A 15,404-nucleotide genomic window follows, 5' to 3' on the forward strand; every position below is an offset into this window, starting at 1 on the left:
TTAACTTTTTGATAAATAGACATTAATAAGATTGGCATGTGGATTGCTGAAAGATGGTCATGAATATAAATACTTTTTTCGATGAAATGCGTACCTCAACCGGTAGCGTCCGGCGCCTGTATCAACCCTTCGCGGAGTGGTTGAGCAGTACCGATCATGCCCAGTTGATGCAAAAGTCCCGAGAAGCGGAAATGCTGTTTCGGCGGGTGGGCATTACTTTTAATGTCTACGGCGACGAGGCCGGTGCCGAGCGCTTAATTCCATTTGATGTGGTGCCGCGGATTCTGGCCGCGACGGAATGGCGGGTGTTGTCGGCCGGCGTGATTCAGCGGGTCACGGCGCTGAATGCGTTTTTAAACGATCTGTATCACGATCAGGAAATCATCAAAGCCGGTATCGTCCCCGCCAGCATTCTGGAAAACGAGATGTATCGGCCGGAAATGCAGGGCGTGGATGTGCCGGGCGGGATTTATGCGCATATCGCCGGCGTCGACATCGTACGTACCGCCGAGAACGAATTTTATGTGCTGGAAGACAATCTGCGCACGCCGTCCGGGGTTTCCTATATGTTGGAAGATCGCAAGATGATGATGCGTCTGTTCCCGGAACTGTTTCGCCGTTATGCGGTAGCGCCGGTTGAGCATTATCCGCAGGTGTTGCTGAACAATTTGCGGGCGGTGGCGCAGCCCGGGGTTTATGACCCGACTGTGGTGTTGTTGACTCCTGGCGCCTATAACAGTGCGTATTTCGAACATGCGTTTCTGGCGCAGCAAATGGGTATAGAACTGGTAGAGGGCCAGGACTTGTTTTGCAAGGACAATGGAGTGTTCATGCGCACCACGGAAGGCCCAAAGCGCATAGACGTGATTTATCGGCGCATCGACGACGATTTTCTCGATCCGCTGGCGTTTCGTGAAGATTCGATGCTGGGCGTGCCGGGATTGGTGTCGGTGTATCGCAACGGCGGCGTCACGCTAGCCAATGCGATCGGTACCGGCGTGGCCGATGACAAAGCTACTTATACCTATGTGCCCGAGATGGTGCGTTTTTATCTGGGCGAGGAGCCTATTTTGTCCAATGTGCCCACGTATAAACTGGAAAATCCCGACGATTTGAAATATGTGTTAGAGCATCTGGAGGAGCTGGTGGTCAAGGAAGTGCAGGGTTCCGGCGGTTATGGCATGTTGGTGGGGCCGACCTCGTCCAAACAGCAGATAGAGGATTTTCGGGCGCGGATTTTGGCCGAACCCGACAATTACATCGCCCAACCGACTCTGGCTTTGTCGACTTGTCCGACGTTGGTTGAACAAGGGGTGGCGCCGCGCCATGTGGACTTGCGACCGTTTGTGTTGTCCGGCAAAACCACCACGCTGGTGCCGGGCGGCTTATGCCGAGTAGCGATGCGGGAAGGTTCACTGGTGGTGAACTCCTCGCAGGGCGGCGGCACTAAGGACACTTGGGTATTGCACGGAGACTCAACATGCTAAGCCGCACCGCCGACCATCTTTACTGGATGGCCCGTTATATCGAGCGCGCCGAGAATATGGCGCGGGTGCTGGACGTCACTTATCGGATGTCACTGGTCGCCAATAGCGCCTACGACGAAGCCGCACGCTGGAAACCCCCGGTGCAGATTGCCGACGATATCGAGGCTTTCGAGAAAAACTACTCCGGCTACACTGCGGTCAATGTGATTCAGTTCATGGCTTTGGATGAGCGTAACCCGTCCAGCATCGTCAGTGCTCTTAACTCGGCGCGCGAAAACGCGCGTGCCGTCCGAGTGGCGATGTCTTCGGAAATGTGGGAGACCGTCAATGCCTTATGGTTGGAACTTAGGCAACGGATTCGACAAGGTTTACGAGAAGCTGAGATCAGCGAATTTTGCGATTGGGTGAAATCGCGTTCGCACCTGTTTCGCGGTGTTACCTTCGGCACCATGTTGCGCGACGACAGTTACAAGTTCGTGCGTTTGGGCAGCTTTGTCGAACGGGCCGACAATACCGCTAGACTCCTGGATGCCAAGTATCAATTGCTGTTGCCGGCCGTGGAAGCTCCCGAGGGTCAGGTCGATTATTACGAATGGAGTTCCTTGCTGCGTTCGGTATCGGCATTCGAGGCCTATCAAAAAGTATTTCGAGATACCATCGAGCCCTGGAAAGTGGCCGAGTTACTGGTTTTACGCGACGACATGCCGCGCTCCTTGCATGCCTGTTACGACGAACTAGCGCCTATCCTGGAGCAACTGTGTCGGCAGCGCGGCCGGGAGTGTCTGCGCTTGGCCGGCGAAAATCATGCGCGGCTGCATTACGGGCGGATGGCCGACATTTTTAAGACGGGCTTGCATCAGTTTTTGCAGGATTTCATTTTGCGCAACAACGCGCTCGGCGTTGAAATTCAGCGGGCCTTTCTTAATGGACCGGAATAAGTCCTTGCGTAAACAGTGCTGTAAGTAATTGCTGCACCGACTGTTTAAGCAAAATTTTGGCGATCCAGCCTAGCGGACAAATAGAGTTAGAGGAAAACGGATGATAAATTCACTGATCCACCCCAAACAGGGCGACAAGGCCAATTCGCCCTGGTTTGACGAGTTTCTGGTCAAGTTGCTGGAAAACCGGGATCGAACCGGCCTGACCGAAATGATCCGCGAAATCGATGCGTTAATGTTGACGGTGGAGCCAGACTGTTCGGCGGCCTATGTCAGCGAATTGGCCTTGATGACGCCTTACCACTATTTGGTCACTTTACAGTCCGAGAGCCATTGGACTCACGTGCTGCGGATTGATATGAATTCGCCGGACTTGTTGGTGCGGGAAGTGCGTGCACCCGGTCGGGCTGACATTTTCCGCAGTCTGAACGAGGTGTATCCGATTGGCGCCCACAAGCCTAACTCGCGCTATATGGGTGAGATTTTCCGGGTCAGTAACCTGCATGAAGTGGTCGAGCAGCAAAAAGCCAGGGAAATTCGCTTTTTTAATCAGGATCAAATTCGCAAACTGGAATTGCCCGGCAATATGGCCATCGTCAAACCGTCGCCGTATACCCATAACATCGTCGCTTACTGGGAAAGGCCGCCGGAGGACATCCGAGTATATGCCTTGGGAAACAGCATCATCCTCGATGAAGTGAATCGCGGCTATCTGCAAGCCAAGGAAATTCAGGAGGAATTGGGGCTGGATAAACTGATTCGGCCCATCGATCATTTAGCCACCCGGGTTTACAGCCAGAATCGGGAAGTGGCGATTTTGGAATATTTGACGCTCTCCAGTTATTACTATTGGGGGTCCTACGATATTGCCAATCAGAATTCTTCGACCAACGTCACCAAAAGCATTCATTATCCCGAGGAACGCATTAGTCCGGCCAAAGTGTTTACCGCCGCCAATCATCCGTATTTTGTTAATCATTTGGTGGGCTTGCCGTCACCGACCGAAAGTTTTGTACGCAACTATGGACCGCGCTTGCATCATGTGGCTTTGGAAGTAGCGGACGGTGAGATCAACGGCCAGGCCAATATCGATTATGTAGTGCAGGCTATCCGGGCCAGAGGTAAGGACTTTCTGCTGGATGTCATCGGATCGCGTGAGGAAGGTTTGAAACAGATTTTTTCCAGCGCGTCCGAGCATTCGTCGTTGATCGTGGAATACGTGCAGCGTTTCGGTAATTTCGACGGTTTTTTCACCAAGCAGAACGTTGCTGAATTAACGCATGCCGCTGGGGTAGAGGAAAATCTACGCTTGTTGCAGGCAGAGAGTGAAGCAGTCAGTCCGGTGTCAGCATGAGTATCAGAGTCGCGATTAACCACAAAACCAGTTACCACTACGATCATCCGGTCCAGTTGACGCCGCATGTGCTGCGGCTGCGGCCGGCTTCTCATTCGCGGACGGCGGTCAGTGCCTATTCACTGACCATCAAGCCGGATAAGCACTTCATCAACTGGCAGCAGGATCCGTTTGGCAATTATCTGGCGCGCTTGGTGTTTCCGGAAAAAACCACCGAATTTTCGATAGAAGTGGATCTGATCGCCGACATGACGGTGATCAACCCCTTCGATTTTTTTCTGGAGGAATACGCGGAACATTATCCGTTTGCTTATCCTGAGCAATTGGCCAAGGAGCTGGCGCCCTACCTGGAAATTCGCGAACAAGGGCCTTTGCTCAAAGGTTTTCTGGCCGGCTTGAAGCGGGATAAGCAAGGCATCGTCGATTTTCTGGTGAGTATCAATCAAGCCGTGAATCAGGTCGTCAACTATGCAATCCGCATGGAGCCGGGCGTGCAAAGTTGCGAGGAAACCCTGGAAAAAAAGCTGGGTTCCTGTCGAGATTCCGGTTGGTTATTGGTGCAGGTATTGCGGCACATGGGTTTGGCAGCGCGCTTTGTATCGGGATATTTGGTGCAGTTGGTGGCGGATGTGAAATCGCTGGACGGGCCGTCGGGTACCGATCACGATTTCACCGATCTGCACGCCTGGGCCGAGGTATATATTCCCGGCGCTGGCTGGATAGGTATGGATCCGACGTCCGGACTGTTTGCCGGAGAAGGCCATATTCCCTTAGCCTGTACCGCAGATTATGTCAGTGCGGCGCCGGTCAGCGGCGGCTTTATCGGCAAGGCCGAGACTACCTTCGATTTTTCCAATCGTGTCAGTCGCATCCATGAAGATCCCAGGGTTACCAAACCTTATACCGATAGGCAATGGGCAGACATTGAGCGTCTGGGCGAAAAGGTCGATGCCGAGCTGAAAGCGGGTGATGTGCGTTTAACCATGGGCGGCGAGCCGACTTTTGTGTCCATCGATAACATGGATGCGCCGGAATGGAATACCGATGCTGACGGCGAGGAAAAGCGCAAGTTGGCCGGAAAATTGGTCAGACGTTTGCGCGACAGCTTTGCGCCGGGCGGCTTATTGTATTTCGGCCAAGGCAAATGGTATCCGGGCGAGCCGTTGCCACGCTGGCAGTTGGCGTGTTTTTGGCGCAAGGATGGCAAACCGATTTGGAAAAATCCGGCCTTATTGGCGGATGAGACCCGTGATTATGGATTCGATCTCAAGCATGCGGATGCATTTATCCGTGATTTGGTGAAACGGCTGGGCGTGGCCGGCGAGTTCATTCTGCCGGGTTTCGAAGATCCTCTTTACTACCTGTTACAGGAAGGATTGGTACCGAAAAACCTGGATCCTTTGCGAGTCGATTTGAAAGACGACTTAGAGCGTCAGCGCTTGGCCAAATTGCTCAGCGCGGATCTCGGCGCGCCGGTCGGCTATGTGTTGCCGCTGCATTGGAGCTATCAGGCCGGCTCTTGGAACAGCAGTGCTTGGGAATTTCGGCGTGGGGCTATGTTCCTGGTGCCGGGCGATTCGGCGATGGGTTTGCGTTTACCTCTGAACAGTTTGCCTTGGGTGCCATTTGAAAAGCGCGATCACCCCCATGAACGTAGCCTGTACGAACCGGTGGAGCCTCTGGGCGATATTGATTCGGAAGTTAGCCGTCGTTACAGTCAAATGGCCAAGCAGGGACTACATCCGACCGAAATGGACGCAGCCGATGATGAGAGGCCGCACGATCCGGAATGGGTGCCGCATACCGCTTTGTCGGTTCAGGCCCGTGAAGGTCGTTTATTTGTATTTGTGCCGCCCACGACCGAGTTGGAACACTACCTGGACATTATCGCGTCGGTGGAAGCTACGGCAGCGGCTTTGAAAATGCCGGTGGTAATAGAGGGGTATCAGCCGCCGCACGATTTGCGTCTGACCCGTTTGCCGGTGACGCCCGATCCTGGCGTGATAGAGGTGAATATTCATCCTGCCGCCAGTTGGAAAGAGCTGGTGAACAACACCACTACTTTGTACGAGTTGGCCCGGTTGACCCGGCTCGGCACCGAGAAATTCATGCTGGATGGCCGGCATACCGGGACCGGTGGCGGTAATCATGTGACCTTGGGCGGCATTACACCCGCCGATAGTCCGATTTTGCGGCGACCGGATTTGTTGCGCAGCTTGGTTACGTATTGGCAGCATCACCCAGCCTTGTCCTATTTGTTTTCCGGCTTGTTTATTGGTCCAACCAGCCAGGCGCCGCGCGTCGACGAAGCGCGCAATGACAGCCTGTACGAGCTGGAAATTGCCTTTCAACAGATGCCGGAGGGCGAAGTGGCCGCGCCGTGGCTGGTCGATAGGCTGTTCCGCAATTTGTTGGTGGATATGACCGGCAATACGCATCGTAGCGAGTTTTGTATCGACAAACTGTATGCGCCGGGTACCGATGCCGGACGGCTTGGGCTCCTGGAGTTGCGTGCGTTCGAAATGCCGCCGCACGCACGAATGAGTTTGATGCAAATGCTGTTGCTGCGAACCCTGGTAGCTTGGTTTTGGCGCGAGCCCTACAAGAAGCCTTTGGTGCGCTGGGGGACGCAATTGCATGACCGATTTATGTTGCCGCATTTCATTGCCAGCGATATTTACGATGTGGCGCGCGATCTGCAAGCTGCGGGTTATGAATTCAAGACGGAATGGTTCGCGCCGTTTTTGGAATTCCGGTTTCCTAGAATCGGTAGTCTGCGGGTTAACGATCTGCAATTGGATCTGTATCAGGCTATTGAGCCGTGGCACGTGTTAGGCGAAGAAATCACCAGCAGCGGCACCGCCCGTTATGTCGACTCCTCGGTGGAACGCTTGCAGGTGTCTCTGAGTGGGGCGATGGGTGAACGCTATGCCTTAACCTGTAATGGTCGCAGGGTACCGTTAAAGGCCACCGGCAAGCAAGGCGAGCTGGTGGCGGGCATCCGGTATCGGGCTTGGAACCCGCCCTCGGCTTTGCATCCCTCTATCGGTGTGCAGGCGCCGCTGGTATTTGATTTGGTTGATACCTGGAACGGTCGGTCTATCGGCGGTTGTACGTATCATGTTTCTCACCCCGGCGGCCGCAACTACGACACGCTGCCAGTTAATGCTTACGAGGCTGAAGGACGCAGGGTTAGTCGTTTTTGGCAGCACGGGCATACGCCAACCGAAACCGTGTTGGAATTACCGAGTGAGGAGTTCAATAAAGATTATCCGTTTACGCTGGATTTACGTTGGAATGCGAGCTAGATAGAACGAGGAAATTAAAAAACCTAATCAGCGAGTGTCGGTTTTTTTTACAATTTAGCTTGAAATTGACTCGATTTGCTATACCATCCTTACCTGCGGAACGAGACAAAGTGGCTATAGCTATTTGAACTTGTTATGAATATTTGTTTATAGGGTGGGGTGTATCTTGAATCGACAGAAGCAGTCTTTCGATCATTGTTTCGAGGTATTTTTAGCTGATACGCCGGAAAGTAAAAAAATTCATTATCAACTCAGATACCGGATTTATTGCGATGAAATGGGCTTCGACGATACGGAGCGGTTTCCGGCGCAGCAAGAAATCGACGAATGGGATAAAAGCGCAGTTCATTTTTTAGTCAGGCATAAATATACGCAACAATGGCTGGGCGGGTTGAGGATGGTCAGGCCCAAAGGTCACGTTTTTCCGTTTCAGGAAAGCAGTAGTTCGCATCAACGGCTACCAAGCGGCAGATACAAAAATTCAGTTGAAATTTCCAGGTTATGCGTTACTAAGGAAGCAAGGCGCTTTGTCTTCAGAAACCCGGCTATAGAGGTAGCTGAAGAAAATCGCAAAATTAGTTTTCTGCACGATTACCGCAATATCAATAGAGACATAATGTGGGGGCTGTATCGAGCTGCGGCGGTTTATTCCGTCCAGCAGGGCATTAAACATTGGTATATGTTAGCCAATCCGGCGCTGGCGTACAGTATTAAGAAACAAGGCTTAGATATACAGCAACTGGGCGATGCTAGTCGTCAAAGTGCACGTCTGCTGTATTATTTGAATACAAAGCAAGTGCTGGAAAACTCTTTATGGTTTGAGGGTTACCGACACGATTTTCGCTTATATTCGGATATTGCAACTGACGTTCCTGTCGATATGAGGGGGCGCCAGGTAAAGCAAATCGGCGTTATTTCTTATGTGTCGAGAATCTGATTTATCCGTTTAAATCCGCCGCGTAAAACCCTAGCCTGCAATTATAAACCGTTCTCGCTGGTAGGCCTTCTATGTCAATCCTGGTGTTCATCAGTATGATTACGCAGCAAAGCTTGCAGTCCGTATTTTTCAAATAAACCGTACAAGGTTGGCCTGGTAACACCCAATAATTTAGCTGCTTCGGATATGTTATTGTCTGCGTAGGTCAGTGCGCGTTTGATGGCGATCGTTTCTGCCGCTTCTCGTACCGATTTGAGATTCAGCGGCATAGACTTGTCGCTATCGGTACCAATTTCCAGCTCTTCGGCGGTGACGAAATTGTTGTCGGATAAAATGACCGCACGTTTGATTTTGTTCTCCATCTCCCGAATGTTGCCAGGCCAGTTATAAGCTTCAAGAGCACGAGCGGCGTCGTGGGAAAAATGTTTTTCTTTGGAGTTGTTTTCGCGGCAATAGCGCTGTAGCAAAGCATTAGCTATCGTAATAATGTCGCCTTCGCGTTCGCGTAGTGGGGGAATGTCAACGACGATCTCACTGAGCCTGTAATATAAGTCGCCCCGGAAATTACCTTGCGCAATGAGGTCGGGTAAATGGCGATGTGTTGCACATATAATGCGCACATCCACGGCAATTTCCTTTCTACCCCCTAACCGTTCTATGACCCGTTCCTGGATAAATCGCAGCAATTTTGCTTGCAAGGCAAAAGGGAGGTCGCCGATTTCGTCTAAAAAGAATGTGCCGCCCTGCGCATATTCGATTTTGCCTTTGGTTTGCGCGACTGCGCCGGTGAATGCACCTTTCTCGTAGCCAAATAATTCACTCTCTAACAATGTTTCTGGTATGGCCGCGCAGTTTACCGCTACAAACGGTTGTGAGGCGCGTGTGCTCAGGCGATGTAAGGCTTTTGCCAATAGCTCTTTACCGGTGCCGCTTTCGCCGATTAGTAAAACGGTTGCTTGAGTCGGTGCAATTTTTTCAATCATCCGCATGACTGCCTGCATTTGCGGACTGGTGGCGATCACGCCGGTTAGGGGCTTTTGTTGCTGCAATATTTGGTAGTCGCGCTCCAATGCGTCGAGTTGAAACGCTCTTTCTATAATCAGGCCCAAGACGTCCGGGTCTACCGGCTTTTGATAAAAGTCATAAGCACCTAAGGCTACTGCATGAATCGCATTTGCGCGATCATCATTGCCGGTTACCACGATTATCTTGGTGGCCGGTGCTAATGCGAGAATTTCCTTGAGAGTGGCGAGTCCTTCAGTGGCGTTGGTGGGGTCGGGCGGTAAACCAAGATCCAAGGTAACGACGCTTGGCGTATATCGTCTAAGTGCAGCTATTGCTTCGTCTCTATTACTTGCTATTACTACTTCGTATTGCTCGAAGGCCCATTTCAGTTGTTTTTGTAAGCCTAGGTCGTCCTCGATAACTAACAGTACTTTAGAAGTGATCATTATTTCCTTGATTTGCGGAAACTCGCTGAGCTAATGGTAATTGGATGGTGAAAGCAGTGCCGCGGCCTGGATTGCTATCGACCCGGATATTTCCGGACTGCTTTAGAATGTAATCTCGGGCTTCGTAGGCGCCGATGCCCATTCCGGCGTTGCCTTTTGTCGTATCGAACGGCTTGAATAGGCGTTCTGCAATGAACTGTTGGTCCATACCTATGCCGTTATCGATAATTTTGATGACAGCATAGTCTTGGTTTTTTGTTAATTCAAGCTTAACCCATCCATCGCTTGTCGCTATGGCGTCTTGGGCGTTTTGCACTAAATTAGTCAAAATATTGGTAAGTTTGATTTTGTCGGCCGTCACGAAGCACTCGCTGAGTGTTGTGTCCATCTGCAACGGCGGAGTGCCGAGATGTTGTTGCGCGATGTATTTAACCAATTCCACCAAATTGATGAAGGTATTGGCTGTGGTTGTGTTGGTCTCGCCTTGTTTTAACTGTTCGACAATATGGTGCATTTTTTTGACCACATTATTTAGTGTGTCTATGGTATCGTCGAAGAAGTCCGGGTTATGTTTATGCTTTTCCGCGTTTTTTACGATCAGGGAGATCTGGGCCACCAGATTTTTGAGGTCATGTACCAAATATGCTGAAAGGCGGTGATAAGTTTCAAATTGACGATTATTGGCGAGTTCTTCACTTGTCCGGTTGAGAGCGAGGGCGTTGGCAAGTTGCATTCCCACAGTTTTTAAAAGATCGTGGTCTTCCCAGTCAAGCTTTCGTGGCGCGCGCGCCTGCGTTAACACGACAAAAGCTTCAAGTTTGTTTAGGTGAAATAGCGGCACTATCAGCCACACTTGGCTATCTTCGTAGCACCACGGAGATAGATCTATGTCGTCGTATACTTCCGGAGCATGAGCCAGTTCGAAAAAATCGATGACCCATTGCTTGTTCGCTAAATATTGAGGCAGGTCGCCGATGTTGTGGAGATATTCAATTTCTTGCGGAGTGAGTTTGAGGTTTTGTTCTGCAGCTAGAAAAAAATGGCCTTGATCGTTTTTTAACCACAAACCGCCTCCTGCGCTTTCTACTAGGTCCGTTAAAGTAGTTATGATGAATCCTTTTAGTTCCTCAAGCGACTCAAGTTTTGCCAATGATTTGCTGATCTTGAGCCACTCTTCACGGTAATCGTAGCTGTAGTGGAAAAAGTGCTTACTAAAATACACCTTGGAGATCGCTCGTATTTTTCCAGATGTAAACGGGATAATCAGCAGGAGAATGGCGAGAAAAATAAACAGAGTTTGTGCAGCCTCACCCCATTCGGTATTTGCGCGTTTGATATAAAAACCGGCAAACGACATAAGGATTAAATAGATGCCGCAACCGAGGAGAATCGTTGAGTAAAAAATAGTTTTGCGAGGTGTTGTCAGTTCCGTACTTTGGCTGTTAAGCTTTAGTCGGGTCAATGTGACTGCTAAAAGTGGTGTCATGAGTGCGTTAATTACACCTCGTGACTGCCAGAGCTCGAAGTCCAGGCTGCTGAATAGCAGTGATTTGCTGTAAACGAGCAAATCGAATGCGAATAGCGAGCCAAGGCTTATACACAGAAATTTGAGATTCCACCTTTGCTTCAGGGGGGTGCTGCGATAAAGCTGCTCAACTAGGATGAGGCCAAATACAGCGGATACAACGTGCGATGCGAAACGAGGATCGACGTTTAGATGTTCTCGGATTAGGGTTAGGCTGCCAGGGAAGATCTCGATACCTAAAACCAGCATTAAAATCAGGGTAACGACTACGCTAACGTTCGACTTAAATATTTGCTTGTGATCGTTGTATATTTGTTTGGACAGCAGCGTTCCAAGTTGAAGAAACCAAGATGCATTCCGGAGAGTTTCGTACGGTAGCGTGTCAGCGAAGAAGAAATGGCTATTTTTTGTGGCGATTATCACGCTTGTGCACCATGCTAACGAGCACAAAACTGCTATTATGAAAGGCAGATGCCAGTTTTTCCTAAAGCAAGCGTATAAAAGTAAAAAACCATAAGCGATGGCTGCGCTTAAGTAGCTGTAATAAATGTAGCTTTGCATTTAGCGTCGATGTTTAAGTGTTTTTTCAATACGTATAATCATTATACGACCTTATAAGCAGTAGGCAGGATCATTACTTTGCAGATTCAGGCTGACATGAAAGAATTATTTAGTGACGTACTAGCCAATGCGCAATTCTCTGACGGTTCCGGTTGGAAACGATACCGCCTTAATGCGGGTGAGACCATCGTAAAAAAAGGCCAGCAAGGAAATACATTATTTCTCATAGAAGAAGGTGTTGTTAGAGTGTTGGGTGGTGCAGAGCTGGATGGTAATCGGCGAATAAGCCCAGGTCTCTGTGATTTAGATGCTGGGGCGGTATTTGGGGATGTCTGTTTGTACGAGCCTAGGGAGAGAACGGCTTCTGTTGTTTCATTGACTGATGTGTGTTTACTTGAAGTTCGTAGTGACATGTTGAGTGTTTATTTGGACGATCATCCGGTGCAGGGTTATTTATTTTTGAAAGGCTTGTTTCAAGCTATGTCCAATCGTTTGGGATTGGCAAATGATCGAATAGAGCATTTACTGGCGTGGGGAATTAAAGCGCATGATATCGATAAATATTTGTAGTTGGATGATGCTCGTGAAAATGAGAGGGCAAGATGGATGTGGGGCCTAAGTTATCACTGGCAGAAAGTTTTAGCCGTTACTTCAAGGTGGGGCTCGCTGAAAGCGATGCTCAGAAGGAATTTGTTTTTCAAGTAAGGTACCGTGTCTATTGTGAAGAGTTTAAATATGAACCTGTTGAACGTTTTGCTAATCGCCTTGAAGTAGACGAATACGATCAATATTCCCGCCACTGTTTGATTACGCATTTGCAAACTGGTATCCCTGCTGGTTGTGTAAGAATGGTTCCTGCTATCGGGGAACGACAAAATAAGCCATTGCCGTTAGAAAAATACTGTGGAGCTAGTTTAGACAGCAAGCTTATAGATAATTTAAAGCTACAAAGAAATACAGTATGCGAAATATCAAGATTGGCTGTGGATGGGGCGTTTCGTAGACGTACCGGCGAGACTCTAACCCGCTTCGGTGAAATTAACGGCTTACAGTTTTCGCCTCAAGAGCAGAGGACTTTTTCGTCAATAGCAGTTGCTTGTTTTTTTGCCGCCACAGTCCTAACAGAGGTTGATGGACGTACAAATGTGTTTGCGATGATGGAGCCGTTCTTGCCGCGGCTGATGCATCGGTCAGGTATAGATTTTCAACGAGTTGGTAAGGATATTGACTATCATGGTATACGAGCACCTTATTTCATTACTACTCAGGCTGTTTTAGAAAATATGCATCCCGATTTGCTAGAGTTATATTCCTGGATAAAAGAAAATATTGTTAATTAATATGGCGGGATCGAATGTAATTATATATTTCTAGGCGATTAGTAAGTAGTCAAATAAAATATTGGGGTTTTGGTAATAGGATGAAAAGAAAAATAATCAGTTCCGTAGTTCTCGCATGTACGTTTTTATTGCAAACAGCGGCATGTTCCTCGCCGGAGGAATCTGCTCGGAGTCATTTGCAAAAAGGTAAGGAGCTTTTTGAAAAAGGGGAATTTGATAAGGCATTGCTTGAGTTGAAGACAGCCAGTCAAAGCAGCGATAAGTTTGGTGAGACCTATTTCTATATGGCCCTATTGGACGAAAAAAATAATAATTTCAAGTCGATGCGGCAAAACCTGATTAGGGCCTTAGAGTTAGAGCCAAGTTTGACTTCCGCAAAAATAAAACTAGGTAAGCTCGATATTGTTTTTGGAGATCTGGAGAAAGCATTGGAGCAAGCGGAGTCAGTTTTGACAAGTGACTCAAGCAATATTGATGCAAAAATGATCAAGGCATCGGTTTATATTAAGCAGTTGAAAAAAGATCAAGCAGCAGAAATAGTTGATTTTGTTTTAAAAGATAGCCCGGATAATGTTGAGGCTTTGTCATTGCAAGCTGCTTTATTTGCTGAAAAAAATGAAATAGATCAAGCTTTGGGGGCAGTAAATAAGGCATTGGAAGTACAGCCCGCAAACCTTCCTTTGCGCTTATTTAAGATAAAACTGGATGCAGGGCTGAATAACATAGATAGCGTAATAAAAGGTTATCAGGAGCTTATTCAGTTATACCCAGATGCCGGTAATTTTAAGCTGAGCTTGGCTTCCATTTACTCGATGACTGATAAGCTTGAGGAGGCGGAGAGACTATTGAGGGAAATGGTCGAAAAATCAAATGATAAAGTCGAGCCTGAAATAGTTTTGTTCGAATTTTTAAATGCTCGTGCTAAAGATCGAGTGATTCCTGAGTACAAGGCTATGCTTAACCGCCATCAAGGGCAACCTAAGGTGTTGTTAGAGCTCTCGAAATGGATGGTTGCGTCAGGATATGCTGAAACTGCTAAGGAAGGGTTAGAACAAGTTGTTCAGCTAGAAAAGAATAACGAAGCAGGCTTGTCAGCCCAGGTCATTCTTGCGGAAATTGCGCTAACGGAAAAGCAGTTTAGTGCTGTAGAAAGCTCTTTAAAAGATATTCTTAGTATCAATTCGGAATTGATTCAGGCAAATTTGCTTAAAGGTCGTTTTTTGCTGGCTCAAAATAAAACGGATGAAGCTATTGAGTTCCTTAATAAACTTGTATGGAACAAAACTAATGTAGACGACGTTTATTCTTTGTTAGGTGATGCTTATTTAATAAAACAAGATCGGAAACAGGCTGAGAAAAGTTTTAAACAGGCGTTAGAAGTTAATCCAGCAAATTTGGCTGCTTTTTCTCGTGTATATAGTAACTACGTACAGGCCGGGCAAAATGAAAATGCTAGGCAATATCTTGAAAAGGCTTTATCGCTAAAACAAAACGACATTTTATTGCTTACTAGTAAGGCTGAATTGGATATTTTAGAGAAAAAGTGGGATGGCGCCCAAGAGTCTATTCAACGGCTAGCACTTTTTTCTAAAGATAAGGCGATGCCTATATATCTTCAAGCCAATGTTTTACAGGGTAAAGGTAAGTATGCTGAGGCAATTAGCTTGTATGACAAGTTGATACAACAGTATCCTAATCATTTAAATTCTTTGATTAATTTAGTCAAATCTTACGAGGCTCTTGGGCAAAGAAATAATGCTGTTGCGTATTTGGAAAAGCTGCATGTAAAGTATCCTGATCAATTAAATACTGTCGGCGTACTGAGTGATATATACATTGCAAATAATGATTTTGTAAAAACCAAAAAGCTGCTGACGGATCAGCTTAAACATACTCCAAAAGCAGCATCGATTTATCTCGCTCTAGCAAGGGTTGAGGCAATGATGAATAAAAATATTTCTTCAGCCAAAGATGTGTACTTGCGAGGATTGGAAGTCAATCCAAATGATCCTCAGTTAGCTATGGCTCTAGCTGCTTTGTATGAACAATTAAACGAAAAGGAAAATGCAATCAGGGTGTATAAAGCCGTACTCGATAAGAATCCCGATAATAACTTAGCTATTAACAATTTGGCCTCGTTATTGATAGAGTCAAACAGTCACGATGAGATTAGTCAAGGAATGGAGTTAGCAAAAGTATTTAAAGATTCCGAGAATTCGTATTTTCAAGACACATACGCTTGGGCATTAATTAAAGCTGGTAGTAATGAGGAGGGGCTTAAGTTATTACAGTCCTTGATTCTAAAAGAGCCTAAACTTCCTGAGTTTAGATATCACTTAGGAGTTGCGCACATGAATGCTGGTAATAAAGCGACTGCGATAAGTGAGCTTAAACAATCTATTAGTTTGTCTGAAAAACAGAAGCGAAATTTTTCCGGTAAAGATAACGCAAAAAAGATCCTTGAAGAAATAGAGAATTGAGCAGGTAATTGGGTAACTACTTA

General features: G+C 47.8%; 10 protein-coding genes. 8 read left to right on the forward strand and 2 right to left on the reverse strand.

Translation table 11 applies throughout. The features are described 5' to 3' along the window. The first annotated feature begins 53 nt into the window (after nucleotides 1-53). The 5 genes from DDY07_RS01195 to DDY07_RS01215 all read left to right on the forward strand — a co-directional run bounded on the left by DDY07_RS01195 (nucleotide 54) and on the right by DDY07_RS01215 (nucleotide 8,024). A complete protein-coding gene (locus tag DDY07_RS01195; protein ID WP_171694496.1) occupies nucleotides 54-1,487 on the forward strand; it encodes a circularly permuted type 2 ATP-grasp protein in 1,434 nt (477 codons plus the stop codon). After that, complete coding sequence (locus DDY07_RS01200; RefSeq protein ID WP_033155700.1) at nucleotides 1,481-2,425, forward strand: alpha-E domain-containing protein; 945 nt, start codon at nucleotides 1,481-1,483, stop codon at nucleotides 2,423-2,425. Before DDY07_RS01195 ends, DDY07_RS01200 begins: the two co-directional genes overlap by 7 nt. 100 nt (nucleotides 2,426-2,525) lie before the next feature. Next, nucleotides 2,526-3,779: a hypothetical protein gene (locus tag DDY07_RS01205; protein ID WP_171694497.1), complete on the forward strand. Its 1,254-nt coding sequence runs from the start codon at nucleotides 2,526-2,528 to the stop codon at nucleotides 3,777-3,779. Continuing rightward, nucleotides 3,776-7,087: a DUF2126 domain-containing protein gene (locus DDY07_RS01210; RefSeq protein WP_171694498.1), complete on the forward strand. Its 3,312-nt coding sequence runs from the start codon at nucleotides 3,776-3,778 to the stop codon at nucleotides 7,085-7,087. Before DDY07_RS01205 ends, DDY07_RS01210 begins: the two co-directional genes overlap by 4 nt. Nucleotides 7,088-7,241: 154 nt before the next feature. Beyond that, entirely contained in the window at nucleotides 7,242-8,024 is a 783-nt protein-coding gene (locus DDY07_RS01215; protein ID WP_367650843.1) for a PEP-CTERM/exosortase system-associated acyltransferase, read from the forward strand. 74 nt (nucleotides 8,025-8,098) lie between these two features. On the opposite strand, the gene prsR is transcribed toward DDY07_RS01215, so the two are convergent. Next, nucleotides 8,099-9,475 (reverse strand): PEP-CTERM-box response regulator transcription factor, encoded by a 1,377-nt coding sequence (gene prsR, locus DDY07_RS01220; RefSeq protein WP_171694500.1) that lies wholly within the window; start codon nucleotides 9,473-9,475, stop codon nucleotides 8,099-8,101. Continuing rightward, a complete protein-coding gene (gene prsK / locus DDY07_RS01225; protein WP_171694501.1) occupies nucleotides 9,462-11,561 on the reverse strand; it encodes an XrtA/PEP-CTERM system histidine kinase PrsK in 2,100 nt (699 codons plus the stop codon). The genes prsR and prsK overlap by 14 nt, the downstream gene beginning before the upstream one ends. Before the next feature lie 96 nt (nucleotides 11,562-11,657). Between prsK and DDY07_RS01230 the strand changes: the two genes are divergently transcribed. From DDY07_RS01230 to DDY07_RS01240, 3 genes are all read left to right on the forward strand, one after another. Further along, on the forward strand, nucleotides 11,658-12,131 hold the full coding sequence (locus tag DDY07_RS01230) for a Crp/Fnr family transcriptional regulator (protein WP_033155694.1): 474 nt from the start codon (nucleotides 11,658-11,660) through the stop codon (nucleotides 12,129-12,131). 32 nt (nucleotides 12,132-12,163) lie between these two features. Further along, nucleotides 12,164-12,901 carry a PEP-CTERM/exosortase system-associated acyltransferase gene (locus DDY07_RS01235; RefSeq protein WP_171694502.1) on the forward strand — a complete coding sequence of 246 codons (738 nt, stop codon included), beginning with the start codon at nucleotides 12,164-12,166 and terminating at the stop codon, nucleotides 12,899-12,901. Between the two features lie 80 nt (nucleotides 12,902-12,981). Beyond that, nucleotides 12,982-15,381: a tetratricopeptide repeat protein gene (locus DDY07_RS01240; protein WP_171694503.1), complete on the forward strand. Its 2,400-nt coding sequence runs from the start codon at nucleotides 12,982-12,984 to the stop codon at nucleotides 15,379-15,381. Nucleotides 15,382-15,404 lie beyond the last annotated feature (23 nt).

The organism is Methylomonas sp. ZR1, from assembly GCF_013141865.1.
GTDB lineage: Bacteria > Pseudomonadota > Gammaproteobacteria > Methylococcales > Methylomonadaceae > Methylomonas.

What these genes read in the sequence shown, in the direction of transcription:
- DDY07_RS01195 (WP_171694496.1), top strand. Translation starts at nt 54, where the DNA reads ATGGTCATGAATATAAATACTTTTTTCGATGAAATGCGTACCTCAACC.
- DDY07_RS01200 (WP_033155700.1), top strand. Translation starts at nt 1,481, where the DNA reads ATGCTAAGCCGCACCGCCGACCATCTTTACTGGATGGCCCGTTATATC.
- DDY07_RS01205 (WP_171694497.1), top strand. Translation starts at nt 2,526, where the DNA reads ATGATAAATTCACTGATCCACCCCAAACAGGGCGACAAGGCCAATTCG.
- DDY07_RS01210 (WP_171694498.1), top strand. Translation starts at nt 3,776, where the DNA reads ATGAGTATCAGAGTCGCGATTAACCACAAAACCAGTTACCACTACGAT.
- prsR (WP_171694500.1), bottom strand. Translation starts at nt 9,475, where the DNA reads ATGATCACTTCTAAAGTACTGTTAGTTATCGAGGACGACCTAGGCTTA.
- prsK (WP_171694501.1), bottom strand. Translation starts at nt 11,561, where the DNA reads ATGCAAAGCTACATTTATTACAGCTACTTAAGCGCAGCCATCGCTTAT.
- DDY07_RS01230 (WP_033155694.1), top strand. Translation starts at nt 11,658, where the DNA reads ATGAAAGAATTATTTAGTGACGTACTAGCCAATGCGCAATTCTCTGAC.
- DDY07_RS01235 (WP_171694502.1), top strand. Translation starts at nt 12,164, where the DNA reads ATGGATGTGGGGCCTAAGTTATCACTGGCAGAAAGTTTTAGCCGTTAC.
- DDY07_RS01240 (WP_171694503.1), top strand. Translation starts at nt 12,982, where the DNA reads ATGAAAAGAAAAATAATCAGTTCCGTAGTTCTCGCATGTACGTTTTTA.